The organism is Hymenobacter volaticus (assembly GCF_022921055.1).
In the GTDB taxonomy this organism is placed as follows: domain Bacteria; phylum Bacteroidota; class Bacteroidia; order Cytophagales; family Hymenobacteraceae; genus Hymenobacter; species Hymenobacter volaticus.
The window spans coordinates 1,932,194-1,956,275 of sequence record NZ_CP095061.1 but is presented as its reverse complement, the minus strand read 5'-3'; the positions used below and the strand labels follow the sequence as shown (position 1 = coordinate 1,956,275).

General features: G+C 53.9%; 23 protein-coding genes. 11 read left to right on the top strand and 12 right to left on the bottom strand.

Going from position 1 to position 24,082, the window contains the following annotated elements; translation table 11 throughout:
- From gldG to MUN86_RS08420, 4 genes are all read right to left on the bottom strand, one after another.
- Entirely contained in the window at positions 1 to 1,710 is a 1,710-nt protein-coding gene (gene gldG / locus MUN86_RS08435) for a gliding motility-associated ABC transporter substrate-binding protein GldG (protein ID WP_245124094.1), read from the bottom strand.
- 114 nt (positions 1,711 to 1,824) lie between these two features.
- On the bottom strand, positions 1,825 to 2,550 hold the full coding sequence (gene gldF, locus MUN86_RS08430; RefSeq protein WP_245124091.1) for a gliding motility-associated ABC transporter permease subunit GldF: 726 nt from the start codon (positions 2,548 to 2,550) through the stop codon (positions 1,825 to 1,827).
- 77 nt (positions 2,551 to 2,627) lie between these two features.
- A complete protein-coding gene (gene gldA, locus MUN86_RS08425) occupies positions 2,628 to 3,536 on the bottom strand; it encodes a gliding motility-associated ABC transporter ATP-binding subunit GldA (RefSeq protein WP_245124088.1) in 909 nt (302 codons plus the stop codon).
- Between the two features lie 120 nt (positions 3,537 to 3,656).
- On the bottom strand, positions 3,657 to 4,349 hold the full coding sequence (locus MUN86_RS08420) for an SDR family oxidoreductase (protein ID WP_245124085.1): 693 nt from the start codon (positions 4,347 to 4,349) through the stop codon (positions 3,657 to 3,659).
- 9 nt (positions 4,350 to 4,358) lie between these two features.
- Here MUN86_RS08420 and MUN86_RS08415 point away from each other — a divergent pair, with 9 nt between their 5' ends.
- Entirely contained in the window at positions 4,359 to 5,126 is a 768-nt protein-coding gene (locus tag MUN86_RS08415; RefSeq protein ID WP_245124082.1) for a GIN domain-containing protein, read from the top strand.
- Between the two features lie 201 nt (positions 5,127 to 5,327).
- Here the strand turns inward: MUN86_RS08415 and MUN86_RS08410 are convergent, their stop codons facing one another.
- Entirely contained in the window at positions 5,328 to 6,041 is a 714-nt protein-coding gene (locus MUN86_RS08410) for an SDR family oxidoreductase (protein ID WP_245124080.1), read from the bottom strand.
- A 105-nt stretch (positions 6,042 to 6,146) separates the two neighbouring features.
- On the opposite strand from MUN86_RS08410, the gene MUN86_RS08405 reads away from it, so the two are divergent.
- Together MUN86_RS08405 and MUN86_RS08400 are read left to right on the top strand one after the other, a co-directional pair.
- Positions 6,147 to 6,878, top strand: a complete 732-nt coding sequence (locus MUN86_RS08405; RefSeq protein WP_245124077.1) for an MlaE family ABC transporter permease — start codon at positions 6,147 to 6,149, stop codon at positions 6,876 to 6,878.
- Between the two features lie 81 nt (positions 6,879 to 6,959).
- Positions 6,960 to 7,769, top strand: coding sequence for an ABC transporter ATP-binding protein (locus tag MUN86_RS08400; RefSeq protein WP_245124074.1), 810 nt, complete (start codon positions 6,960 to 6,962; stop codon positions 7,767 to 7,769).
- A gap of 117 nt (positions 7,770 to 7,886) precedes the next feature.
- Here MUN86_RS08400 and MUN86_RS08395 read toward each other — a convergent pair whose 3' ends face one another.
- The 5 genes from MUN86_RS08395 to MUN86_RS08380 form a co-directional block, all read right to left on the bottom strand.
- On the bottom strand, positions 7,887 to 8,426 hold the full coding sequence (locus MUN86_RS08395; protein WP_245124072.1) for a YfiT family bacillithiol transferase: 540 nt from the start codon (positions 8,424 to 8,426) through the stop codon (positions 7,887 to 7,889).
- Between the two features lie 235 nt (positions 8,427 to 8,661).
- Complete coding sequence (locus tag MUN86_RS32315) at positions 8,662 to 9,981, bottom strand: acyltransferase family protein (RefSeq protein WP_375379479.1); 1,320 nt, start codon at positions 9,979 to 9,981, stop codon at positions 8,662 to 8,664.
- A gap of 233 nt (positions 9,982 to 10,214) precedes the next feature.
- Positions 10,215 to 10,838 carry a bifunctional nuclease family protein gene (locus MUN86_RS08390; protein WP_245124069.1) on the bottom strand — a complete coding sequence of 208 codons (624 nt, stop codon included), beginning with the start codon at positions 10,836 to 10,838 and terminating at the stop codon, positions 10,215 to 10,217.
- Between the two features lie 150 nt (positions 10,839 to 10,988).
- Positions 10,989 to 11,966: an electron transfer flavoprotein subunit alpha/FixB family protein gene (locus tag MUN86_RS08385; protein ID WP_245124067.1), complete on the bottom strand. Its 978-nt coding sequence runs from the start codon at positions 11,964 to 11,966 to the stop codon at positions 10,989 to 10,991.
- Between the two features lie 145 nt (positions 11,967 to 12,111).
- The gene (locus tag MUN86_RS08380) at positions 12,112 to 12,852 is read right to left on the bottom strand and encodes an electron transfer flavoprotein subunit beta/FixA family protein (RefSeq protein ID WP_245124064.1); all 741 of its coding nucleotides are present in this window, start codon (positions 12,850 to 12,852) and stop codon (positions 12,112 to 12,114) included.
- A gap of 77 nt (positions 12,853 to 12,929) precedes the next feature.
- Here MUN86_RS08380 and MUN86_RS08375 point away from each other — a divergent pair, with 77 nt between their 5' ends.
- On the top strand, positions 12,930 to 13,268 hold the full coding sequence (locus MUN86_RS08375; protein WP_245124061.1) for a tetratricopeptide repeat protein: 339 nt from the start codon (positions 12,930 to 12,932) through the stop codon (positions 13,266 to 13,268).
- A gap of 15 nt (positions 13,269 to 13,283) precedes the next feature.
- Here the strand turns inward: MUN86_RS08375 and MUN86_RS08370 are convergent, their stop codons facing one another.
- Positions 13,284 to 14,186, bottom strand: coding sequence for a cobalamin B12-binding domain-containing protein (locus tag MUN86_RS08370; protein ID WP_245124059.1), 903 nt, complete (start codon positions 14,184 to 14,186; stop codon positions 13,284 to 13,286).
- A gap of 14 nt (positions 14,187 to 14,200) precedes the next feature.
- A complete protein-coding gene (locus tag MUN86_RS08365) occupies positions 14,201 to 14,359 on the bottom strand; it encodes a hypothetical protein (protein WP_245124056.1) in 159 nt (52 codons plus the stop codon).
- A gap of 131 nt (positions 14,360 to 14,490) precedes the next feature.
- Between MUN86_RS08365 and MUN86_RS08360 the strand changes: the two genes are divergently transcribed.
- The 7 genes from MUN86_RS08360 to MUN86_RS08330 all read left to right on the top strand — a co-directional run bounded on the left by MUN86_RS08360 (position 14,491) and on the right by MUN86_RS08330 (position 24,040).
- A complete protein-coding gene (locus tag MUN86_RS08360; RefSeq protein WP_245124054.1) occupies positions 14,491 to 15,165 on the top strand; it encodes a response regulator transcription factor in 675 nt (224 codons plus the stop codon).
- Between the two features lie 75 nt (positions 15,166 to 15,240).
- On the top strand, positions 15,241 to 16,287 hold the full coding sequence (locus tag MUN86_RS08355; RefSeq protein WP_245124051.1) for a histidine kinase dimerization/phospho-acceptor domain-containing protein: 1,047 nt from the start codon (positions 15,241 to 15,243) through the stop codon (positions 16,285 to 16,287).
- A 64-nt stretch (positions 16,288 to 16,351) separates the two neighbouring features.
- Positions 16,352 to 16,603, top strand: a complete 252-nt coding sequence (locus MUN86_RS08350) for a sensor histidine kinase (protein ID WP_245124048.1) — start codon at positions 16,352 to 16,354, stop codon at positions 16,601 to 16,603.
- A 530-nt stretch (positions 16,604 to 17,133) separates the two neighbouring features.
- Complete coding sequence (locus MUN86_RS08345; RefSeq protein ID WP_245124045.1) at positions 17,134 to 18,414, top strand: TolC family protein; 1,281 nt, start codon at positions 17,134 to 17,136, stop codon at positions 18,412 to 18,414.
- Between the two features lie 167 nt (positions 18,415 to 18,581).
- Entirely contained in the window at positions 18,582 to 19,556 is a 975-nt protein-coding gene (locus MUN86_RS08340) for an efflux RND transporter periplasmic adaptor subunit (protein ID WP_245124042.1), read from the top strand.
- 182 nt (positions 19,557 to 19,738) lie between these two features.
- Positions 19,739 to 22,900 carry an efflux RND transporter permease subunit gene (locus MUN86_RS08335; RefSeq protein WP_245124040.1) on the top strand — a complete coding sequence of 1,054 codons (3,162 nt, stop codon included), beginning with the start codon at positions 19,739 to 19,741 and terminating at the stop codon, positions 22,898 to 22,900.
- Between the two features lie 282 nt (positions 22,901 to 23,182).
- Complete coding sequence (locus tag MUN86_RS08330) at positions 23,183 to 24,040, top strand: transporter (protein ID WP_245124037.1); 858 nt, start codon at positions 23,183 to 23,185, stop codon at positions 24,038 to 24,040.
- Positions 24,041 to 24,082: the final 42 nt, after the last annotated feature.

The window sequence follows — 24,082 nt, the reverse complement described above, 5'->3', positions numbered from 1 at the left end:
CTACTTTTCACCAAATCCTGCATAGCGCCGTTTCCGGCGCCAAGCGCGCACGGCACCAAATACTCCTAATAGCACCAGTGGCGCCACCAGATTCAGTATCTGCCAGCTGCGGCGCTGCTCAATAACCTTGAGCTTATCGAGGGGACGCAAGGTGACTTGCTTGCTACGCACGCCGATAAGGCCACTTTCGTCGAGCATGTAGTCCACGGCATTTAGCACTAGCTCGCGGTTGGCGAATTCGGTGTTGGCGAGCCGGTCGAAGCCGAGGCGAAACGGGCGGCCGGTTTTGGGGTCTAGCTCGGAGCGCACAAAGTCGCCGTCCGACACGACGAGCACTTTGGAGGGCTTGGCTTGGGGCGAGGTAGCGGGCTGAAACTGCGTGGTACCGGGTTGGGCGCGGTTGGCGTAGAGCGAGCGAAATTGTCCTTCCAGCAAGTAGCCGACGGGTTTGAACTTGTCTTTGTAAAGCTTCCGGTCGGGTTGCAGACGCGCGTCGTTGAGGTTGACGGGCACCGGCGAGGGCAACACCCGGGAGTAGCGAGAGGTGAAAAGCAGGGGCGTTTTGCGGATGCCCGTGGCTTTTACCGTGTCGATGGTGCCCACGAACTTGGTGTATACCGCATCGAGGTTGCGGGTGATGGGGTGCGTACTGAAGTTGTTGACCAGCGGATAGAACTGCCAAGGCATAGGCTCCACCTTCGGCTTGTTGCCCTCCTTGCCCGTCACGAGTGGAATAACGCCGGAATTAAGATCCAGAATCAGGTCGGCATTGACACGTACGCCATACTTGAACAGCAAATCATCGAGGCCCACGGGCTGCGGGAAAGACAGCATGCCAGTACGGGCGGCGCTATCAAGGTTGACGCGCATGGCATCCACGAAGAACAGCGCATTGCCTCCCTGCGTGATGAATTGGTCGAGCTTGAATTTTTCGGGTTCGGTGTAAGGCGTGGCAGGCTTGGCCACAATAACGGCGCTGAGGGCACGTAGGTCGCGTACTTTACTCAGGTCAACGCGGTACACGTCGTAGTACTGGCTAAGCGAGCCAATCAGGTCGCCGGCTTCGGCATTGCTTAGTTCGCCGTGGCCTTCTACCACCCCAATTAGCTTGCGCTTACCGGGGCTCAGCTTACGAATAGCGCTGGCTAGCTCGTACTCTAAGCCCTCAATGCTTTGGTTGAGGCGCACATCGGAGGGAGCCGCTTGGTTGCCGCGCAACAGCAGCACTTGCTGCTCTTTACCTCCTGCTGATACCGTAGCCCACGGAAAAATGATTTTCTCGACCCGTTTGCCGTTTTCGTTGGCACCGAGGTTGGTCGGCGTCAGCCCTTTCTTAAACAGGGAGGCATAGTACTCGTTGCGGGCCTTTTCGGTGCCGGCCGCCGATGGGTCGATGAACACGTACTTCAAGTTGCTGCCACCGTAGACCTGCATCTCGTTGAGGGTCTCGCGGACGGCCTGCTGCAAGCGCCGGAACGCGGGCGGGAAGTCCCCATCGAGGTACACGGTCACAGTTATGGGTTGCTTCAAGCCCGTCAGCAGTTGCCGGGTGGCCGCCGACATGGTGTAGCGCTTTTCCTGCGTAAGATCGAGGCGAAAAAAGAACTGCTGACCAATGAAATTGAGTAGCAGCAACGCCCCGATTACCGCCAAGAAGCGAAGCAGGTCACGGCGTTTGCGGGATTGATTTGGAAGCTGTTGTTCGGGCATATCTTGTCGGGGGCCTACCCCCTCTCCTTGTCCGCAGTAGGGCCAAGAGACTATTTTCTGTACTATGTATCTATCAATTCTCCTGGCAGGAAGGCAGGTCAGCTTGCAGTGCGATTACCAGTTGCGGCTTTGCAGCACCAGCCTGGTTGCCAGAAGCAACCCGATAATTAAGCTAAAGAAGTAGGTTAGGTCGCGGGAGTCGATGAGACCTTTGCTGATGTCGCGGTAGTGAGCGGCAATGCCGAGCTGACCGATGTAGTAAGCAGGTGTCCCGTCGAAAACCGACGCCAACGAATCGAAGCCAGAGTACACTAGAAAGCAACCAACCACTGCCACCAAAAAAGCAATGATTTGGTCGCGAGTGATGGCGCTGGCAAAGATGCCAATAGCTGCAAAAACTGCCGCCAGCAGCACCAAACCAATATAAGACCCCACAGTAGCCGCCGAATCGATATTGCCTTCGGGGTTGCCGAGCCTGTACACCGAATAATAATACAGCAGGGTAGGCAGCAGTGCCAGCAACGCCAGCAACAGGCAAGCCAAGTACTTCCCGCCTATTATCTGCCCGTCGGTGAGCGGCCGGGTAAGCAGCAATTCAATGGTGCCGGCTTTCTTTTCCTCGGCAAAAGTGCGCATGGTAATGGCCGGAATCAGAAACAGGAAGATCCAGGGGGCCATGTTGAACAACGTCTGCAAATCGGCAAAGCCGTAGTCAAGCACCGAGCTATCAGGAAAGACCCACACGAACAGGCCCGTGGCAACCAAAAACACCCCAATGACGACATAAGCCACTGGGGAATTGAGAAAGGAATTGAATTCTTTGCGAAGTATGGCGTACATCGAGGCTGATGTGCTAATTGATAATGAAGACCAGCATGCTGCGCAGAGCCGAAGCACGACGGTTTAGCTGAGGCAACTTATTTCGTTAATGACTGGAAAACTTTTTCCAACGACTGCTCTTCCTGCCGCAACCCAAGCAGTACCCACCCTTGCTGAGCGGCCAGCCGCGAAATAGCCCCGCGCTGGTCGGTGCCGGCAGTGGCCCGAATGCGGTAGGTATTACTGCTTTCCACTTCCACGTGGCTAATACCCGGCAAGGCTTGCAGCATGGCGGTGTCAACGGCTTGCTCGAACTCGGCGCGGATTATGGTTTCGGTTTTGGCACGCGCCCCTAACTCCGATACCGGCGAGTCGGCCACAAGTTGGCCGCGGTTGATGATGACGGCGCGGCTGCACAAGGCAGCTACTTCGGGCAGAATGTGTGTACTAAAGATGACCGTCTTGTCTTGCCCCAATTCCCGAATAAGGTTCCGGATTTCGCCAATCTGGTTGGGGTCCAAGCCGGTAGTAGGCTCATCGAGAATCAAGACGCCAGGGTCGTGGATGAGCGCTTGGGCCAACCCCACCCGCTGACGGTAGCCTTTCGAGAGGGCTCCAATCTGCTTGTTCTGCTCCCGCCCCAAGCCTACTCTGTCCACGAGTTGCGGCACGCGGCGGCGTAGCTCACTGCCGCGTAAGCCGTGCACCGACCCAATAAATTCCAGGTACTCGTGCACGTACATGTCCAGATACAGCGGGTTGTGCTCGGGCAGATACCCTACGCGGCGGCGCACTTCCAACGGGGCCGTCAGCACATCATAGCCTTCGATGAGCACGGTGCCCGCCGAGGGCGGCAAATACCCGGTAGCCATTTTCATGGTTGTGGACTTGCCGGCGCCATTAGGCCCCAAAAACCCTAGAATCTCGCCTTTCCCAACTGTGAAAGATATGTTGTTCACAGCCGTTTGGGCGCCGAAGGTTTTGCTTAAGTGTTGAACTTCTACCATATACTATAGCGCGAAACTCCAGCTTCACACATCGTTGCTGATGCTGAACGATACCACAACCACCCGGCTTGAATCGTTCAACGATACGCGAAGCTGGAGCTTCGCGCTATCCTCCTGGTTTTACTTTGGTTGCGTAGGCCGCATCTGCACTTCGGAAATCATGACGCTGAATGGCGCTTCCAGCGCGTGCACAATGGCGGCGGCAATGTCCTCGGGTTGCATCATGTGGGGGTTCGGTTCCTCACCGGGGTTAGCACCGTTGAAATTGGTTTCCACCGAGCCCGGCATAATACAGGTCACCCGCACGCCATCGGGCCGTACTTCCTTGAACAAAGCATCGGAGAAGCCGCGCACGGCGTACTTGGTAGCGCAGTAGCCCGCCAGATTGGCCGTGCCCGCCGTACCCGCCAACGAACCCACATTCACAATATGGCCTTCGTGCTGCTGTTTCATGTAAGGCAATACCGCCTTGGTGCAGTAAAACAGCCCATGCACATTGGTATCAAACATGGCGTGCCAATCTTCGGAAGAAAAGCCGTCAACAGGCCCGAAATTGCCGATACCTGCATTGTTGACCAACACGTGGATTTCGGCACCTAGTTCCCGCCGGGTGTTCATGCACGCCTCCTGCACCGACGTCTCGTCGCGGATGTCGCACTCGAAAAACTGGAACCGCTCGTGCGTGAGACCTTCCGGCGCGGAACGGCCCCAGCCGGCCACTACGGCGCCTTTAGCCAACAAGGCATCGGCCGTAGCGCGCCCTATACCTTTGCTGACGCCTGTGATAATGGCTACCTTGCCGCTTAGTTCCATGGCTGTAAGATGATGATTCGGATTGGATATGCGCCGCAAGTTAGCGGCCTACGATGGGTTTTACGCGCGCTACTGCTCGCGTGGCCATTAACATCCTGCCAAGACAATGATTGCCTGAAAAGCGCCGGCCCCGTAACCACCGAACGACGCGAGCTAACAGCCTTCAAGGAACTCACCGCCACCGACAATGTAAACATCACGCTGGTGCCCGACACCACCACCTACGCCGAGGTCCGCACCGGTTCCCATTTGCAAGAGGACCTGAAACTTGAAGTCCGCAACAATCACCTGTACGTCAGCAACGAAAGCACTTGCAATTGGACCCGCAGCTACTCGGTGCCGCACGAAGTAACATTACACGTGCCTGAGTTGCCGGATATGTCGCTGTATGGCCAGGGCAACATCCGCACCGAAGGCCAGTTCCAAGCCGATACACTTTTCCTGCACCTCAAAGGCGCCGGCGACTTTGATCTAGACGTCAACAGCAAGTATTTGTGGATCGACCAGTACGAGCTTGGCGATTATCGCCTGCATGGCCAAACGAACACCCTACTACTAAGCGGTGGCGGATTGGGCCGCTTCTTAGCCACCAACTTGCACATAGCCAGTTATTGTTACCTCGACCTTTCGTTCTATGCTGATGGTGCTATCTATCTCAATACAGCTGGAGTTCTCAACGGCACTCATGCTGGCACCAGTACCATCTATTATACTGGCAACCCTAGCCAAGCCGATATTCGGATAACGGGCAAGGGCAAGCTGGTCAAAACCAATTAATAAGCGCCAGCACACTGAATTACTCATGCTGCAAAATAGCCACGTAGCAGCCTAAAGGGTTGTAAAAAGTGCGCTTACAGCGACTTCGCACCGACGGTGCCAGACAGGTCTGCTAACCTAGCGCCGTTATGCGGCGCCAGGTTTTTCCCCGACTATTAGGTTACCAACCTCAGGCGCTACTTCGCAACTTGAATTAAATACTTAAATATCCCCTAGCTGCGGCCGGATCAGCAATTCCTCTACTACAGCATGTGGTGAGAGGCTATAGGTTGAAAAGATTGCCTCGGCAATATCGTCGGACTGGATAAACCGTTCGGCGGGCAAGTCGACGCCGGCCCAACTGGCGGTAAGGGTGGCGCCGGGCAGCACGGCCGTCACACGGACGTTGTGTTCTTTGAGTTCTTCGCGCAGGTTGCGGGTAAGGCCGTAGAGAGCGTGTTTGGCAATACCGTACGAACCACCGTTGGGGTAAGCTGTGATGCTAGCCGTAGAGCAAATGGTGAAGATATGGCCTTGGCGCCGCGCAATCAAACCGGGCAGCAGTGGCAGCGTCACATCATAAGCGCTGAGCAAGTTGGCAGCTAACATTTGGCGCAATTGCGAGCCATCAACGGGTTCGTCTTGCAACCTTCCAGGCAAAAAAGCACCCGTGTTATTAACGAGTACGTCTACCTCTCCTTCTAAGCCCAACACAAAATCTGTGAAACGACGACAGTCTTCCTGTTTACTTAGATCGGCAGGCAACGTATGTAGTACAGCACCGGGAACTTCCCTGCTCGTAGCTGTTTGTAGTTCAACTAAGTCACTGGCGGAGCGGGCACAAGTAACGACTGGTCGCCCGGCTCGTAGGAAGCGTAGTACGATGGCCCGCCCAATGCCCTTTGTTCCTCCGGTTACTACGACATATTTTTCCATTCCTTTGATTACTGTTGCGCTTTTTACGTAAGGGGTTTCAGCCGTTAGAACCTGACAATCGGCGTTCTGCCGCAAGTTTCCGCTTTTACTCTCACTTCTCTCCTCATGGTTAAAACTTTCGGCTCTTTTATTCTCTTCATCCAGAGCATGCTCGTCCGGAAAGAGCGGTTTGGTGTGCTCTGGACCCGTACGATCGATGAGTGCATTCTTATCGGCACCGATTCGGTTTTTATTGTCGCTATTGTATCGGCTTTTATTGGTGCTGTTACGTGCGTACAGATTTCTTACAACCTTGTTAGCCCGCTCATTCCCAAGTCTACTATCGGGTACATGGTGCGCGAAATGACGATTCTGGAGCTAGCACCTACCATTACCAGCATTGTGTTGGCAGGGAAAGTTGGGTCGAGCATTGCTGGTGGTTTGGGCACGATGCGTATTACTGAGCAGGTGGCGGCGTTGGAGGTTATGGGCATCAACTCGGCATCTTATCTAGTGCTCCCTCGCATTGTAGCGGCTATTTTGATGTTTCCGCTGCTCGTGATTTTAGCCATGCTGCTTTCTATTTTGGGTGGGTACTTGGCTGGCACGCTCACGGGCGCCATTTCAGCATCAGAATATATTGAGGGTATCCGCAGCGACTTTATTCCTTACAACATCACCTTCGCTCTAATCAAGTCGGTGGTATTTGCCTTTTTGGTGTCGTCTATATCAGCTTTCAAAGGCTACTACACCGAAGGTGGCGCGTTGGAAGTAGGAGCCGCTAGCACAGGCGCCGTTACCAATTCTATTATTGCCATTCTGCTGGCCGATTTCGTACTAGCAGCAATACTTCTCTAGAAGTGTTGCTAGTCTCAAGGGGCATGTCTTTAGCAACATGTGGCTTGAGCCTAGTGGACAACAACTGTAGCTTTCCTTCTCATGATTGAAGTTCATAATATTCAAAAGGCGTTCAACGGCAACCCCGTTTTGCGGGGCATCAACTGCACGTTCGAGACAGGTAAATGCAATCTGCTGCTAGGCGGCTCGGGCACTGGTAAAAGTGTGCTGCTGCAGTGCATCGTTGGGCTAATCAAGCCCGACTTGGGCAGTATTACCTTCGACGGCACGGTGTTCACCAACAACAAAGTGGATATCCGCCAGGAGATTCGCCGCAAAATCGGAATGCTGTTTCAAGGCTCGGCTCTGTTCGACTCGATGACCGTGTATGAAAATACCGAGTTTCCGCTGAAGATGTTGACGCCGGAAATGAGCAAGGAAGAGCGTCGCGACCGGGTGGAATTCTGCCTCAAGCGCGTAGGTCTTGAGAATGCGGGCAACAAGATGCCATCCGAAATTTCGGGCGGTATGAAGAAGCGGGTAGGTATTGCCCGCGCCATTGCCCCTAATTGCACCTACCTTTTCTGCGACGAACCCAACTCTGGCCTCGACCCCGCCACCAGCATCAAGATCGACGAACTCATCCACGAAATCACCCACGAATACGGTATCACCACCGTCGTCATCACCCACGACATGAACTCCGTGGTTGAAATCGGGGACCACATCATCTTCCTGCATAAAGGTGAGAAACTGTGGGATGGCAATAAAGATGAAATCCTAAATGCCAAAGTACCCGAGCTGCGCGAATTTATCTTCAGCAGCAGCCTTGTCCGTGCCGCCAAGCGAGTGGATGAGGAATCGGAAGGTGGTCTCGAAGCCCTTGCCAACGAGCCATTATCGGAGGTATAACCTCCGCAGGCACGTTTGTAGACTGCTGATTTGAATACAGCGAAAACACCAAGCCCTGACCTTCTAAAGAAAGTCAGGGCTTGGTGTTTTCGCGCACTAGTGAAACACTGCCGGCAGCTACCAGCCCTGCCGTTTGCGCAGTTCCGTGATATGCCCCAAGTGGTGCCGGCCGTGCCAGGAGTACATCACCAGGGCTTGGTCCAGCGTGAAGTCGCGCTGGCTACCAGGATGGTAGAAGGTGCGTTGCCACTGCTCGGTGCTGAGGTTACGCAGCAAGATGGTCCACCGGATGTGCAAGGACTCTAGCATAGCCAACGACACGGCAGGTGGCGTAGCGGCTATGTCGGGTAGTTCCGCCCAGGCGTGCTCATCGTAGGGGCGCACCGTGGGATTTTCTTCGGTAAGAGCTAGCCGGAAACGGGTGTAGCTGTTTAAGTGAGAGTCGGGGAGGTGGTGTATAACTTGGCGCACGGTCCAACCGCCGGGGCGGTAAGGCGTATCAAGCTGCGCTGCACTCAGGCCCGTAACAGCAGCACGCACTTGATCAGGCAGCAGGGCAATATGGGCAATATGGGCAGTGCGCGCACCAGCTTCCAGCGGCTCCGTGGGCAGCGTAGGTTGGCCAATAGGATAGCGCAAGTCAGAAGAAGCGTCCATGATAAGCTTAAAGTAATCACCCAACGAATAGCCGTAAAGGCAGCACAAGTCTACGCATTTACTTATTGCCTATGCTACCTCTGATGGCACTAGAGGCTTTTAACTTCGTTAAGTAGCAAGAGCAGCGTCAACAGTTTTGCGCGGGCACTTGCACAAAGGAATTATTCTCTCTCATAAACAAAGCAAACGAAACTTATTAGATAATAACTACGGCTCATATATCAACTTCTTAAAATCAGCTTTTTAGCAATGTGGCTTGCTTTTCACTGGTTGTATCAGGACTTACGCCATTTCGCCATACTATATTTCTTATCCATGGCTGAAACTTCTTTTCGATTATATAAGCTATGACGAACACTGAAAGCAGGTATAATAGTACACGGAATATGTAGGTAGCAAGCGTGCCCGACATCAAAGTAGTCTTGTTGAATGCTAATAATATCGGTATGTGTAGTACATATAGCGCGTAAGAAATCCCTCCCGTCCAAATTAAAAACCGAATACAATACATGGATACCCTTTCTAATAATTCAAACTTAATAAGCAGAAGCCAACTCAATATATAACAGCACAAAGGGACTACAAGGCTAGGCAATGTTTCAGGATAATAATGTTTAGTATTCCATATGGAATATAGTGGCAGAACTCTTATTATAAATAACACTGCGTGCTTATACTTGAATCTGCTATTCGTAAAAACAAGGACTCCAACACAGCAATATATTAGATGTGTAAGATCTAAAAACGCAAAAGCGTTCTTAAACCAGTGATTCATATTACCATCAAATGAAAATTCTATATAGCCGCCGTAGTACCGAAAGGATAATTTCTCTGCTATTAACGTCAAACCATTGAAATATGGTAGCGTCAATAGCAAGAATAAATAGCTTACTAGTTTTCTATACTCAATCGTTCTAGCTTCCTTGGTTTTAAAATAGTTGGCAATGGCTACTCCTGCTATCCAGAAGGTGAATCCGAAACAATAGGAAGTCAAAGAAGACACGTGACTATAGGCAACCAAAAAGAAATTAGCTAACCCTACTCCAGCGGCTAACAAACCAATTTTTATAGGATTTAACTTGTAGTATGCTATAAGTATGAAGACAATATAAAATAAGACTTCATAATGCAGTGACCATATTGGACCATTGTCTAATAATACATTAGAGAATAGCACATTTACGAAAGCCAAGTTGCTAGCAACTGCGAAAAAAGAATAGGATGTTGAGGCTACAAGTAATGTCAGGAAGACGCATAAAACGTATATAGGATAAATTCTTATAAATCGTTTGTATAAATAAATTTTAATATCATACCAATTTCTAATCTGTTGAGTACTAACGGAAATTACGAAGCCTGAAAGCACTAGAAATATCAGGACCATTAAATGGCCGCCATTATATATCGACGTAAGCTCCACGGGGAAATAGCCCGGATCTATAAATTTACCATAATTTATTATATGTGAAATCACTACAATTAGTGCTGCAAAGCCTCTTAGCGCCTCTAACCCATACTCGAAACTTCTTGGAGTTATTTCCAGCTCTTTTGCCATTTCATCATACTCAAAATATTCTCAGTTTGATAAATAGTTATTGTTACTAATAACCATCAAAGATTACCAGACTTGTTATCTATGCTATTGTGGGGACTGAAATACATGGAGCGTAAAGGATAGCTTACCAACTCAACTGCTAACAAGTAATAACTTTATGTCAAGAACGCAAAAAGGCCACATCCATAGAAGATGTGGCCTTTTTGCGTTCTTAAATTCTTGAACGTTATGAATTAACTGTCGCGCTTGTTTAGTTCATCGCGAATCTTGGCTGCTTTTTCGTAATCCTCTCGCTCCAGTGCTTGGGCCAGCATTTTGGTTAGCTCGTCCAACGAAACTTGACCGCTTGGGTCGCGGGGCGTTGGCTCGGGCTTGGCTGGGCCAGTTGGGCTGTCGTCATCGTCCTCATCATCTTCGTCGTCGGAGTCTTCCGCATTTTCGTCGAGTTCCGACAAGATGATACCGGCTTCGCTCAGGACGCTTTCCACCGTGAAAATAGGCACCCCGAAACGCAGGCCAATGGCAATAGCGTCGGAAGGCCGAGAATCTAACTCAAACGTGGTAGCACCGTCGGAGCACACGATTTTCGAGTAGAACACTCCTTCTTTCAAATCCGAGATTATCACTTCCAGCACGGCAACGTGCACGTGTTCGGCGAAGGACTTAAACAGGTCGTGCGTGAGCGGCCGATTCGGATTGATTTTTTCTATCTGAATGGCAATGCTCTGCGCCTCGAACATACCAATGATAATGGGCAGGCGACGATTGCCAGTTTTCTCGCCTAAAATCAAGGCAAAAGAACCGGACTGCGACTGGCTGGAGGAGAGGCCGAGGATTTCGAGCGGTATTTTTTTCAAGGGTCTTGGTGACTTTAAGACTTAGGTATCGGCCTTACTACGTGCAAAGAAAACAAAGGCTTCCGGCTCGTACTAAAAGAAACGAAAAAAGACTTGAGAATCTGCTACGTGGTTTCACCCAATATGGCAGATTCTCAAGCCCCTACGTTTCTAGCTTAGCTCTTTTACAGCTTGGGTCAACTTCGGCAGCACGTCGAACACGTCGCCGACAATGCCATAGTCAGCTGCTTTGAAGAACGGCGCTTCCGGGTCTTTGTTTATAACGACAATCACCTTCGACGAGTTGACACCCGCCAAGTGCTGGATGGCACCCGAAATACCACAAGCAATGTAGAGGTTCGGCGATACGGTGATACCGGTTTGGCCTACGTGCTCGTGGTGAGGGCGCCAGTCGACGTCGGAAACGGGCTTCGAGCAAGCCGTAGCCGCACCAATAGCCTTGGCGAGGTCCTCGATCAGGCTCCAGTTCTCGGGTCCTTTCATGCCCCGGCCGCCAGAAACCACTTTGTCGGCTTCGGGCAGCAGAATGCCACCAGCCTGATCTTGCATCACCACCTGCTTGGGTGCGTCCGCAAAGTCGGCATCAGTGAGTTGGGCCGAGAATCCTTCCACTTGCGCGGTTTTGCCGGCTTCGTGCAGGGCTTCAATGGAATTTTTCTTGACGGCAATAATCTTCCGCTCGCCTTCCAGCTTCACATCGGCAAAGGCTTTGCCCGAGAAAGCACCGCGCTTAACCAGGAAGCTGCCACCATCGGTTTTGGGCAACTCCACTACGTTGGTAGCCAAGCTAGCCTGCAACCGCACGGAAAGGCGCGAACCAACTGAAGCGCCAATATTGGAATTGGCTAGTACAATTACTTTAGAATCTTCTTTTTGAGCGGCAGTAGCAATAAGCTTGGTGTAGGCGCCATTCACGAAATCCTTGAGGCGGGGTTCCGCATCATAAAGCACTTTCGTGATGCCTTGCTCGCCTAGCTTAGCCAAGTTTGCCTCGGTGGCCTCCCCTACGGCCACGGCTGTGGCGGTGGTACCGAGCAATTGGGCTACTTGGCTGCCATAAGAAGCAACTTCCAGCGACGATTTTTTCACCTCGCCGCCATCACACTCAACAACAACTAGAACAGACATTTATTTGATAGTAAGTACTGAGCTGGATAAAGTAAGACGACGCTTGCCTGAACAAGGCCTTTACCAATCACTCAATAGGTTTTACAATAACAAAGAGTAGCAGAAACAGCAGGTTAACGTAAGGTTTGCTGCTTGCAGTTTGCCACTAAATCACTTTCGCCTCGTTGCGGAGCAGCTTGATTAGCTCGCCTGCATTTTCGGCGGGAATGAGTTTAACTCCTTGCTTTTTGGGCGGCAGCGCATACTCGGCCACCGCGGTGCGCGGAGCGTCGCCGATGGGCTCAACTACTTTCAGGGGCTTGGTACGGGCCGTCATGATGCCGCGCATATTTGGAATGCGGGGTTCGCACATCGGTTGCTGGCAAGAGGCCACGAAAGGCGTGTTCACTTGCACAATCTCTTTGCCGCCTTCGATTTCACGCTCGAGGGTAGCAGTGTTGCCGCTCATATCGAGCTTCATGGCCGGAGCTACCGTTGGGATGCCCAACAGTTCGCCTACCATGCCATGCACCTGGAAGCCGTTGTAGTCGATGCTCTCCTTGCCCATCAGAATTACGTCGTAGGCACCTTCTTTGGCGACGTTGGCAATTTGCTGCGCAACAAAAAAAGCATCCTTCGGAAAAGCATTCACGCGAATAGCATCATCGGCCCCGATGGCCAACGCCTTGCGGATGTTGGGCTCGGTGTCGGCTTCACCCACGTTGAGCACCGTGACAGTGCCGCCCCCTTGGGCTTCTTTTAGCTCAATGGCACGCGTGAGGGCATATTCATCCCATGGATTAATCACGAATTGCACACCCGCCTTGTTGAACTCCTTGTTGTCGGGAGTGAAGGCAATTTTGGTGGTCGTGTCGGGTACGTTGCTGATGCAAACGAGAAACTTCATCTACGGCTGCTTGAGTGGGAGGATAAACTACGGGAAAGCCCCAAATTTGGGGCAAAGATACTGAAAACTCCTGCCTGATGGAAACCCAACCTAGCCGCCTACAACAACTTCTGGCCTTCTACCAAGACGAGCCCAACGACCCGTTTACGATATATGCCTTAGCCACCGAGTACAAGGCCACTGAGCCACTTCGTGCTTTGGAATATTTTCAGAAACTCCTAGTCGAGCATCCTGACTACGTGGGCACCTATTACCACGCCGGCAAGCTACTCGAACAAATTCAGAAGCCAGAAGAGGCCGAAAAAGTTTACCGCGAAGGATTGCGCGTGAGCCGCCAAGCTGGCCAGATGCACGCCGCTAGTGAATTGCAACAGGCGCTCAACCAGTGCTTGGGCCTAGATTATGAAGATGACTAACGGCGCACTCTTCTATTAAGCCAGCGCGCTGGTTCTTTTCGAACTGAAAAGCCGTTTGGCTTCTGCAATAGCTCGCATGGCGTCGGGGGCCCAGCCGTCGGCGCCAACGGCTTGCCACAGTCCAGGATCGGCGTTGAAGGGGGCTCCCCCAACCATGATGCGGACCGCACCACACGAAGCCGGCCGCTCTGCCAACAGTTCCCGCACCCGCACCACGTGGTGGCTCATAGACGCGCCTATCACCAGCAACTCGGCCCGGTGGGCTACCACGGCCTGCCAAACCGAAGCAGCTGGCGTGTTGGCGCCCAAGAAATAAGCGTCCCACCCATCCGACTCCAGGAAGTCGCTCACGATGCGTAGCGGCATCACGTGCAAGTCGCCGGAAAGGGTAGCCGATACCAGCCGGCGGCCATTGCGCGGGGTAGCCATCAAGTGCGCGTGCAAGGTGGCAATGGCTAGTTCGGTGGCGGCAGTGCAATAGTGCTCTTGCGCCACATCAATTTGACCTTGGTGCCAAAGGCGGCCAACTTCGCGCTGCACCGGCTGAAAAATGTGCAGGTAGATGTCGCGCACGTGGGCGCCTTCGCGCATCGCTTGCCGAATCCCCATCAGGGCTTCGGTTCGCTGCCCCGCTAGTAGACGCGTCAGGTATTGCCGAGCCGCGTCTAGTAGCGGCGCTCCATCCCACAAAGCCGAAACCGTGTCGGTTACGGGTGTTGTGGGCGGTTTGCTAACTAGCGCCAACCCTGCGTAGAGGTAGGGCAGCGTTAGGCTGTAATCGGTAATGGTTAGGCGCTGGCTCAGCACTTGACGCAGCACATTAAGTTCTTGCCGCAATTGTTCGTCGCGCTCCGAGGAGTGCGCAGGCAAATTCCGGGCGTGCTCTAAGTGGGCTTCCAACAACGACGCGCTGTTCATCAGCAAGGCGTCGGCTAGGGCTGGCAATGGCTTTTTATATCTTCCAGCAGCTCTGCTTCTGAAAGATTAGGAAAGCGGTTGGCCAATTGGCTACAGGCAGCGCGGGCCAAAGCCGGAGCTTGTTCGTACAGAAAATCAGCTATGGCCTGTTGCTGATCAGACACAGTAGACATCAAGATAGGGCAACTAAAAACTACGTCGTTGTCTGCACCTTTACGCAGTGCTTTGAAATTGCATTACGGAACCTAACTATCGTAAGTTCACAAAAGCGAGGTGCAGCTGACCGCTTTACTATCTATTATATATGAGAATCCTGCTGGTAGAAGATGAACCCAAAGTATCGGCTTTCATCCGTCGGGGTTTGGAAGAAGAAGGATTTACGGTGGACACTGCTTTCGATGGCGACATGGGCGGCCGGTTAGCGCTAAGCCAATCGTATGAGCTCGTGATTCTGGACGTGATATTGCCCCTGCGCAACGGCTACGAGGTGTTGAGCATCATTCGCCAGCACGACCAGCAGGTGCCCGTGCTGATGCTCACGGCGTTGGGCACCACCCAAGACAAACTCCAAGGTTTCAACGGCGGCGCCGACGACTACCTGGTTAAGCCCTTCGATTTTCCTGAGCTAGTGGCCCGCGTGCGGGCCCTAACGCGCCGCCGCGGCCACGAAGTGAAAGGAGCCGTGCTCACCCTCGCCGACTTAACCTTGAATACTACGGCGAAAACCGTTACTCGCGCCGGGCAGCCCATTAAGCTCACGGCCCGCGAATTTGGGCTACTAGAGTTGTTTATGCGCCACCCCGGCCGCGTGTTGAGCCGCGCCGAAATAGCCGAAAATTCTTGGGAAGACTCTTTCGATTCCGGCTCCAACGTTATCGACGTGTACGTGAACTACCTGCGCAACAAGGTGGACAAAGGCTTCGAGCAGAAGCTGATCCATACGGTGGTAGGCATGGGCTACGTGTTGCGAGTGGAGTGAAATACGCTCGCCACTTCAGCTATTCGTTGTCCATCCTAGATTCAGTATCAGTAACCACACGCTTCTTCCCCATTCATGACCATCCGTAACCGCCTAACGTGGCTTTTTGTGGGGTTGGTGGCCGTGCTGCTGCTGGCGGTGATGTCGGTGATTTACATTTTACAGTCGGAATACGCGCACCAGGAATTTCACCAGCGCCTGCGCGACCGGGCCGAAGTGACGGGCTACGTCTTTCTGGAGCAAGATGAATTGCGGGCCGAGGCGTTCCGCGACTTCCAGCGGCGGTATCTGCGCACTCTCACGGGGGAAGTGCTTCAGATTTATGATGCCAAGCTGACGCCGCGCTTCATCGAGCAAGACGAGCGGGTGCAGATTTCCGACGTAATCCTGGCCCGCATTCTGACGGAGAAGCTGGTGTACTTCGACATCGGTCCGCGGCAGGCGGTGGGGTTGTTCTACCACGACAATCAGGGAGACTACATCATTGTGGCGGCAGCCAAAAACCACTCGGGTCAAGCCCGATTGGAACACTTAGCCACCATCTTGGCCTGCATTTTTGTGATTAGCTTAGTGGTCATTTATGTGGCCGGGCGGTTGTTTGCGGGCAAGGCGCTGGCTCCCATTGCCGCCGTAAACGACCAGGTGGACAGCATCACGGCGCAGGATCTGCACCGACGCGTGGATGCCAATATCAGCCACGAGCAAGATGAAATCACGCGGTTGGCCCGCACCTTCAACCGGCTGCTAGAACGGCTGGAAGAAAGCTTTGAAGGGCAGCGCACTTTCGTGAGCAACGCCTCGCACGAACTCCGAACTCCGCTTACCGCTACGATTGGCGAGTTGCAGGTGCTGCTGAACCGTGACCGTGACCCGGCCGCTTACCGCGAGGCCGTAGCCTCGGTGCTCAACGAGTTACAACAACTCAAGCAACTCCTCAACAACTTGCTCGACCTTAACCAAACCAGCAACGCCCACCTCACCGACGAGTTACGACTCGATGAACTGCTTTGGGAAGCTCGCGAAGCCGTGGCGCCCGATCAACGCCGCCGCGTACACATTACCCTCGGCGAGTTGCCCCCGACCCTACTCCACTGGAAATCCGTGGTAACCGCCAACTGCTAAGCCGTGCCCTCACCAACCTCCTCGACAATGCCCTCAAGTATTCCGCCCCGACGCGCCCGTAGCCGTGCGCTTCACTTATGTCGCCGGCCGCATCCGGATTCAAGTGACGGACCAGGGCATTGGCATTTCGGAAAAAGCGTTGCCGCAGATATTTCAACCCTTCTACCGCGCCGATAACGCGCGTGGCGTAGTAGGCCACGGGGTAGGTCTGCCGCTAGCCCGCCGCATTATTGAGCTACACGGCGGGCAACTGCACATTCAGTCGCGCTTAGGCGAAGGAACCACCGCGGAAGTAGTCTTCGCGGCTGCAGCTTAACCAAGCGCCAAAAGAGGTATGCTATAACTGACTTGTACTTAATACATTCATAGTCTGCTATTTATAGCAAAAGCGCCGTTTGCTAGAGCTACAACTAGAAGCTAGTTCCCCTCCTCAGATGAGGAGGGGTTAGGGGTGGTTGACCAACCGTTGTTTACTCTGAACGTCATGCTGAGCGCAGCCGAAGCATCTCGCGTGCTGATGCAAGAATAGTAAATGAGTTTACCATACTAGCGAGATGCTTCGACAAGCTCAGCATGACGTTCAGAGTGAATGGCAACTAGCCCACCAACTTCTAACTCTAGGTCATAACATACATTAAATGTGATGCTCATTATCAATAAAACTGGCTACTAACAAAACCGATTGAGTTAATACTTTGCCTGTATTCGGACAACCCAAAACCGCCTCATCAGCCTTCAAATGGTCATTTATAAAATATTATCTGGTTCTAATCTGTTTCTAATGCACCTCTAATTCAGACCTAATACAACCGGCGTACTCTTGCATATCCCAACACCAAATAGGATATGCAACGCCTCTGTTTCCTGCTGCTGACAGCCCTGCTGCTCGGCTTTACCCCTCGCACTGCGTCGGCTGCTCCACTTAGCGCCGATACCGTAAAACTGACCCTGCCTGAGACCGAGCAACGGTTTCTCCAGAACAACCTGAGTCTGCTGGCGCAGCGCTACAACGTGTCGGCGGCTCAGGCTCAGATTCTGCAGGCCAAACTGTGGGATAACCCGACTATCTACCTGGAGCAAAACGCCTACAACCAGCAGACGGGCCGGGTGCTGGACGTCACGCGCACCGGCAACTCCATTGTGCAAGTGCAGCAGTTGTTTGCCATTGCTGGCCGCCGCAAAGCCGCTGCCAACGTGGCTCAGCAAAACGCGCTGGCCGAGCAATTCAACCTCGAAGACTTGCTCCGGACCCTGCGCTACCAGCTCCGCAGCACATACTACGACCTGTACTACAAGCAGCAGAGCGTGCGCGTGTACGACCTGGAAGTGACCAGCTTCCAGCACACCGTGAACCTCTACCAGGGCCAGTACGACAAGGGGAACATTGCCCTCAAGGAAGTTATCCGCCTGAAAGCCTTCCTGTTCCAGTTGCGCAACGAGCGGCAAGCCCTACTCAACGATATTGCCTCCGAGCAAGCCGACCTGCGCATCCTGATGCGCGACACGTCCGGGGCTTATTATGTGCCTACCGCCGACGACACCCGCCTGCGGGCGCTAAATCTGGCCGGCCGCACCGAACAACAGCTTATTGACTCGGCTCAGGTGAATCGCGCCGACGTGAAGGCCCGGCAAGCCAGCCTGCAACAACAAAACCAGAACCTGCGCTACCAACGGGCCCTAGCCGTTCCCGACTTATCGGTGGGCTACGTGTACGACCGGGCCGGCAACTACATCCAGAACTACAACGCCCTCACGCTAGGTATTGCGGTGCCCATCTTCAACCGCAACCAAGGCAATATCCGCACGGCCCAGAGTCAGATTGAAATCAGCAAAGCCCAGCTAAGCCAGCAGCAGCTCCAAGTGCAGAACGACGTGCAGGAAGCTTGGCGCCAAGCCACCCAGACTGACGCCCTCTACCAAACTGCCGGCCGCGAAACGCAAGACTTCGACCGCCTAATGAAAGGCATCGACGAGAGTTACGCCAAGCGCAACCTAACCATTGTAGAGTATCTCGATTTCTACGAGAGCTACAAAAACAACCTCGTGCAGCTCAACGCCTTGCGGTCCAACCGGATTCGCGCCTTCGAGCAGCTCAACCTTGCCGTGGGCCGGCCTCTATTCAACTAACTGCCTCTTCCTCATTCACGCTCCTGAAAGTTTAAGTCCTCGATTTATATGAACCGCTTCGCCCCCTCCTACCCGTTGCCCTCGGCCTGCTACTAGCCAGCTGCTCTACCACCCCCGAAGCTGATACCAAGCCAAAAGCCGACGCTGGTTTCAGTCTTTCCGATCAGATGATGAGCGAGTTAAAGATTGACACGGTCCGCAACGAGCCCATCCGCAACGAATTGACGCTGTCGGGCCAAATTGCCACCAACGGCGACAAAACGGTGCAGGTGTACCCGCTGGTGGGCGGCGTGGTGGAGCAACTCACGGTGGAGCTAGGCGACCATGTCATGAAAGGCCAGGTGCTGGCTGTGATTCGGAGCGGGGAAATAGCCGACCTCCAAAACCAGAGCAGCAGCGCCGGCACCGACCTGGCCATTGCCCAGAAAAACCTTTCGGTGCTGGAAGATCAGTACGCCGCGGGCCTCGCCTCGGAGCGCGACGTGAGCTTGGCCCGCCAGGAGTTGCGCAAGGCCCAAGGCAACGTGGGCAAGAGCCGCAAGCAACTCGCCATCTACGGCGTATCGGCCGATGGCACCTACACCCTGCGGGCCCCGATTTCCGGCTTTATCACCGAGAAAAACGTGACCGACCATATGCAGTTCAACGACGACAACGTAGGCAGTTTATTCACAGTCAGCAATTTAGATGATGTGTGGATTATGGCCAATGTGTTTGAGGCTGACATTGCCAAGGTGAAAGAAGGCTACGCCGCCGACGTCACGACCCTAGCCTACCCCGACCAGCACTTCACGGGCCGCATCGACAAGGTGTTCAACGTACTCGACCCGGAAAGCAAGGTGATGCGGGTGCGCGTGCGCCTCGAAAATCCCGGCTACCTGCTCAAACCCGAGATGTACGCCCAAATCAAGGTACGCAACACCGAAACCGGCCGCATGCTGGCCGTACCCGCCAACTGCGTGGTGTTCGATAAGGACCGCAACTTCGTGATGGTGTTCAAAGACCGGCAGCACATCGAAACCCGCGAGGTAGAAATAGCCAAAACGGTGGGCAACGTGAGCTATGTGCACTCCGGCCTCCGCGACGGCGAGCGAATCATTGCCCAAAATCAGCTGCTGGTATACGACGAGTTGAACGACTAGCTGCGCGTCTGCTGAGCAGAGTTGAAGCGCTTCTCTCGCCAGTGTAGTAAAACCTGACACTTGCGCAGCGATGCACACGAGATGCTTCGGCAAGCGCAGCACGACCAATACCCATATCAACGTCAGCCCGCGAGATACTTCGCTCAGCCTGACGACACCTATATAGTCAGCCACGACTTATCATGAATAAATTCATTCAGGGCATTATTGCCTTTTCGCTTAAAAACCGGGGCTTCGTGTTCCTGATGACGCTGGCCGTCATCGTGGCCGGGGTGATAAGCTACCGCAACACGCCAATTGAGGCGTTTCCGGACGTTACGAACACGGAAATTACCATTATCACGCAGTGGCCCGGCCGCTCGGCCGAGGAGATTGAGAAGTTTGTGACGGCTCCGATTGAAATTTCTCTCAATCCGGTGCAGAAGAAAACCAGCATCCGGTCCACTACTCTCTTCGGGCTGTCGGTGGTGAAGGTGATTTTCGATGATGGTGTGGACGATGCCTTTGCCCGCGTGCAAGTCAACAACCTGCTCAGCCAGGCCGACCTGCCCGAAGGCGCCGAACCCGACGTGCAACCGCCCTACGGCCCCACCGGCGAAATTTTCCGCTATACGCTCCAGAGCAAGGACAAGACGACGCGCGAGTTGAAAACCATTCAGGATTGGGTGGTGGAACGCAACCTGAAAGCCGTGCCTGGCGTGGCCGACGTAAACAGCTTCGGCGGGGAAGTGAAAGCCTACGAAATCAGCGTGAACCCCGGCAAGCTTCAGACCTTCAACATCACGCCCCTCGACCTCTACAACACGATTCAGCGCTCCAACATCAACGTGGGCGGCGACGTGATAAACCAGGGTCAGCAGAACTACGTGGTGCGCGGCATCGGCCTACTTAACAACATTTCCGACATCAACAACACGGTCATCAAGAACGTGAACGGGGCCCCAATTCTGGTGAAGGACGTGGCGCAGGTGCAGGAGTCGGCGCTGCCACGGCTAGGCCGGGTGGGGCGTGGCCTCAACGACGACGTGCTGGAAGGCATAGTGGTGATGCGCAAGGGTGAAAATCCGTCCGAAGTTATTGCTCGCCTCAAAGACAAGGTGACGCTGCTTAACGAGAAGATTCTACCGGCCGGCGTGCAAATCCACACCTTCTACGACCGGCAGCAACTCATCGACTTCAGCACCGAAACCGTAATTCACAACTTGCTGGAAGGCATTGTGCTCGTGACAGTTATCGTGTTCGTGTTCATGGCCGACTGGCGCACTACAGTTATCGTGTCGGTGATTATTCCGCTGGCCTTGCTGTTCGCCTTCATCTGTTTGCGGCTGAAAGGCATGAGCGCCAACCTGTTGAGTATGGGCGCCATCGACTTCGGCATCATTATCGACGGAGCGGTGGTGATGGTGGAGGGGCTGTTCGTAGCCCTCGACCACAAGGCCCACAAGATGGGCATGGAGAAGTTCAACAAGCTTGCGAAGTCGGGTTTGATCAAGAAAACCGGCCGCGACATGGGGAAAGCCATTTTCTTCTCCAAGGCCATCATCATCACGGCGTTGCTACCCATCTTCTCGTTCGAGAAAGTGGAAGGCAAAGTATTTTCGCCGCTGGCCTGGACGTTGGGCTTTGCCCTGCTCGGGGCGCTCATCTTCACGCTTACGCTGGTGCCGGTGCTTACTAGCATCTTGCTGAAGAAGAACGTGGTAGAGAAAGACAACTTCTTTGTGCGCGGCATCAACAAGGGCGCGCAACGGTTCTTTGCTTTCACCTACGCCCGTAAAACTGCCAGCCTACTGGTAGCCACCGTGGCTGTGGTGGTGGGCATGGGTTCTTTCCACTTTCTAGGCTCCGAGTTTTTGCCCGAGCTGAATGAAGGCTCCATTTATGTGCGGGCGCAGTTGCCGCTGAGTATTTCGCTGGAAGAAAGCAACAAGCTTTGCAACGAGATGCGCCGCGTGTTCCTCAGTTTCCCCGAGGTGGGCGACGTGGTAAGTCAAACCGGCCGTCCCAACGACGGTACCGACCCGACCGGCTTCTATAACAACGAGTTTCTGGTGCAGCTCAAGCACACGCCGGAGGTGCAGGCCGAGATGAAGCACAAAGACAAGCGCGAGGCCCTGATTGCGGGCATGAAGGAAAAGCTTAACCGCTTTCCCGGCGTGGATTTCAACTTTTCGCAGCCCATCACCGACAACGTGGAAGAAGCTGCTTCCGGCGTGAAAGGCTCTATTGCAGTGAAAATTTACGGCAACGACCTCAAGCTGATGGAACAAAAAGGCCGCCAAGTATACGGCGTGCTCAAGCACATCAAGGGCATCGACGATTTGGGTGTGCTCCGCAACATCGGGCAGCCGGAACTGCACGTGGAGCTAGACGAGAGGCGCATGGCCAGCTACGGCGTGAGCAAATCCGACGCCAACGCCGTGCTGGAAATGGCCGTGGGCGGCAAGCAGGCCTCGCAGATGTACGAAGGCGAGCGGAAATTCCCCATCCGGGTGCGCTACCAACAGCAGTTCCGCGAGTCGAACCGCCAGATTGCAGCCCTGATGGTGCCTACCCAAAACGGCAAATCCGTGCCCCTCTCCGAAATTGCGACCATCGAAGACGTTACGGGCCCCTCGCTCATCTACCGCGACGACAACCAGCGTTTCTCGGCCGTGAAGTTCAGCATCCGGGGCCGCGACATGGGCAGCACCATTGAGGAAGCCCAGCGCGAGGTGAATAAGGTGGTGAGCTTGCCCAAAGGCTACAGCATGAAATGGACTGGCGACTTCGAAAACCAGCGCCGCGCCACCGAACGCCTCACCCAAGTGGTTCCGGTTTCGCTGGCCCTGATTTTCTTTATTCTCTTCATACTGTTCGGCAATTTGAAAGACGCCGGACTGGTGCTGCTCAACGTGCCGTTTGCCATTATTGGCGGTATTGCGGCGCTGCTAATCACCCATACCAACTTCAGCATTTCGGCCGGTATCGGGTTCATTGCCCTCTTCGGCATCTGCATCCAAAACGGCGTCATTCTGATATCAGTGTTCAAGCAGAACATGGTGCGCAAGCTCAGCCTCAACTTCAGCATTGCTGACGGCGTCACGAGCCGTGTGCGCCCCGTAGTAATGACGGCCCTGATGGCCACCATCGGCCTGATGCCCGCCGCCATGAGCACCGGCATCGGCTCCGAAACCTCTAAGCCACTAGCCATTGTAGTTATCGGCGGGCTGATTACGGGCACCATTCTGACGCTGTTCATCTTCCCCCTCATTTTCGAGCGGGCCTACCGCGCCGAGCATTCCAAGTATGGCCCGCAACCGGAACTCGCAGTTGAGCAGCAAGAGCCAGTGCTGGTGCATTAACGCCTGTTTATCAGAGTCCAATAACTCAGCACGAATCGGTACTGACAGGCATCTATAGCTTCAGGATGAAGTATTTTACATTGAAAGCATCGGTGCTAGGCAGCATTGGTGCTTTCTTGTTGTTGAGGAAATGCACACACGCAAAAGCGCCGACTATTCCACGTCCCGTAGCTCTGAAAAATACTGGTACTTCTGCTTCTGTCTCGTAGTGCCAGCTTAGTGCTCGTAGGTTACGTTTCTGGTAGAGACGAACTTTCTTCGGCGCACTGGCGTCCGGAAGACATGCGCATCTCCACCCTGCTGACTGCCACCGGCTTTTTACTTGCCGGTTCGGCCCGCACTCTGGCTCAGACTGTTGACCCTAACGTCGACAATGCCGACACTCCTTTCATCCGCAACATTCGGCCCGACCGGCCCGGTCAAACCGTCACGACCAATATCCTACGGCCCGGGCAGGTGCAGCTTGAAGTAGGTAGCCAGCGCCAGTTACGCACCGCTGACGGTGCTTCACCGGCTTTTTCGCGGGGTTTATTGCGAGTCGGTTTCTGGGGACTAATGGAATTACGGGTAGAGCAAAACTACCGTCATTCGCCGGAATCGAAAACCACTTTCGTCCCTGAAGTTGGGCAGGTGCCAATCTCTACATCTGGCCCAACGGGCTTTGCGCCGCTTACAGTTGGCGCCAAAATGCTGGCTTCCTCTAACCAAGACAACCGCTCTCAAGTGGCAGTGCTAGCCGAAATGACGCTCCGCAATGGCGATGACTCATACCTCAACAAGGTGTACGAGCCAGCAGTTCGCTTGCTGGTCTCTCAACAACTCGGCAAGCGGTTTGGCTTGGAAATGAACTTTGGCTTTCGGCAACGCGGCTTCAAAGCGGCCGACACTAGTAGGGGTCAATACCTAGGCACTCTGGCCTTGAACGGACCATTGGGTGAACATTTCGGATTTTTCGCGGAGACTTATACCACATGGCAACGTGCGGCAGGATGGCAACCGGGCCTAACCTCCGGCGTATACTGGCGCCCGTTCTCTGGTCTCCGCCTCGATGTAACAGCTGGCAATGGTCCTGGCACTGCTTCGTATGCCCCTACTGGTCCTTACCTGGGTGCAGGCCTAAGCGTAAGATTGCCCCATTAAGAACGTATATGTCCTGAAGCAGCTCAGTACTTGAGTATAATT

Coding starts and splice junctions, on each gene's coding strand:
- MUN86_RS08410 (WP_245124080.1), bottom strand. CDS start 6,041: ATGGAAAAATATGTCGTAGTAACCGGAGGAACAAAGGGCATTGGGCGG.
- MUN86_RS08375 (WP_245124061.1), top strand. CDS start 12,930: ATGGAAACCCAACCTAGCCGCCTACAACAACTTCTGGCCTTCTACCAA.
- gldG (WP_245124094.1), bottom strand. CDS start 1,710: ATGCCCGAACAACAGCTTCCAAATCAATCCCGCAAACGCCGTGACCTG.
- gldF (WP_245124091.1), bottom strand. CDS start 2,550: ATGTACGCCATACTTCGCAAAGAATTCAATTCCTTTCTCAATTCCCCA.
- MUN86_RS08345 (WP_245124045.1), top strand. CDS start 17,134: ATGCAACGCCTCTGTTTCCTGCTGCTGACAGCCCTGCTGCTCGGCTTT.
- MUN86_RS08420 (WP_245124085.1), bottom strand. CDS start 4,349: ATGGAACTAAGCGGCAAGGTAGCCATTATCACAGGCGTCAGCAAAGGT.
- MUN86_RS32315 (WP_375379479.1), bottom strand. CDS start 9,981: ATGGCAAAAGAGCTGGAAATAACTCCAAGAAGTTTCGAGTATGGGTTA.
- MUN86_RS08330 (WP_245124037.1), top strand. CDS start 23,183: ATGCGCATCTCCACCCTGCTGACTGCCACCGGCTTTTTACTTGCCGGT.
- MUN86_RS08400 (WP_245124074.1), top strand. CDS start 6,960: ATGATTGAAGTTCATAATATTCAAAAGGCGTTCAACGGCAACCCCGTT.
- MUN86_RS08335 (WP_245124040.1), top strand. CDS start 19,739: ATGAATAAATTCATTCAGGGCATTATTGCCTTTTCGCTTAAAAACCGG.
- MUN86_RS08405 (WP_245124077.1), top strand. CDS start 6,147: ATGGTTAAAACTTTCGGCTCTTTTATTCTCTTCATCCAGAGCATGCTC.
- MUN86_RS08395 (WP_245124072.1), bottom strand. CDS start 8,426: ATGGACGCTTCTTCTGACTTGCGCTATCCTATTGGCCAACCTACGCTG.
- MUN86_RS08370 (WP_245124059.1), bottom strand. CDS start 14,186: ATGAACAGCGCGTCGTTGTTGGAAGCCCACTTAGAGCACGCCCGGAAT.
- MUN86_RS08360 (WP_245124054.1), top strand. CDS start 14,491: ATGAGAATCCTGCTGGTAGAAGATGAACCCAAAGTATCGGCTTTCATC.
- MUN86_RS08355 (WP_245124051.1), top strand. CDS start 15,241: ATGACCATCCGTAACCGCCTAACGTGGCTTTTTGTGGGGTTGGTGGCC.
- MUN86_RS08415 (WP_245124082.1), top strand. CDS start 4,359: ATGATGATTCGGATTGGATATGCGCCGCAAGTTAGCGGCCTACGATGG.
- MUN86_RS08380 (WP_245124064.1), bottom strand. CDS start 12,852: ATGAAGTTTCTCGTTTGCATCAGCAACGTACCCGACACGACCACCAAA.
- gldA (WP_245124088.1), bottom strand. CDS start 3,536: ATGGTAGAAGTTCAACACTTAAGCAAAACCTTCGGCGCCCAAACGGCT.
- MUN86_RS08340 (WP_245124042.1), top strand. CDS start 18,582: ATGATGAGCGAGTTAAAGATTGACACGGTCCGCAACGAGCCCATCCGC.
- MUN86_RS08365 (WP_245124056.1), bottom strand. CDS start 14,359: ATGTCTACTGTGTCTGATCAGCAACAGGCCATAGCTGATTTTCTGTAC.
- MUN86_RS08385 (WP_245124067.1), bottom strand. CDS start 11,966: ATGTCTGTTCTAGTTGTTGTTGAGTGTGATGGCGGCGAGGTGAAAAAA.